General features: G+C 66.1%; 1 protein-coding gene. It reads right to left on the bottom strand.

Annotation, left to right across the window (positions count from 1 at the left end):
* Position 1: 1 nt before the first annotated feature.
* Entirely contained in the window at positions 2–385 is a 384-nt protein-coding gene (locus KUM32_RS44815; protein WP_176162244.1) for a cold-shock protein, read from the bottom strand.
* Between the last annotated feature and the right edge of the window lie 187 nt (positions 386–572).

Genomic DNA, 572 nt, shown 5'->3' on the forward strand with positions numbered 1-572 from the left:
GCTACACGTCGAGCTGGTCCGCCACCGCGCGCAGCATGCCCGCGATCTTGGCGCCGTGGGCCTTGTCGGGGTAGCGGCCCCGTTCGAGCTGCTGGGTGACGTTCTCCAGGAGCGTCGTCAGGTCCTGGACGATCGAGGCCAGCTCGTCGGGCTTGCGCCGCTGGGCCGCCGCGACCGACGGGGTCGGGTCGAGCAGAGTCACCGAAAGCGCCTGGTCACCGCGGTTCCCCGCGACGACCCCGAACTCCACGCGCTGGCCTGGCTTGAGCGCCTCGACGCCTTCGGGGAGCACCGACGAGTGGACGAAGACGTCATCGCCGTCGTCGCGGGAGAGAAAGCCGAAGCCCTTCTCGCTGTTGAACCATTTGACCTTGCCGGTAGGCACGTCTGTCCTCGTCCTCGTAACTCGTCGGGAAACAACGGAAAACAGCTCTGGATAGCACTACAGCGGGTCGCAAGACCCGCCGGCACCAAGGCTAATGGTCCGGAGCCTGGTGACAAGACGTACCCGGGTCGTTCCTGCTCGGTAATGACCGACAGGAGTCTCCCTGTTGCAGGTAGGGGACCTACCC

It is taken from the genome of Streptomyces sp. AC627_RSS907 (assembly GCF_019049165.1).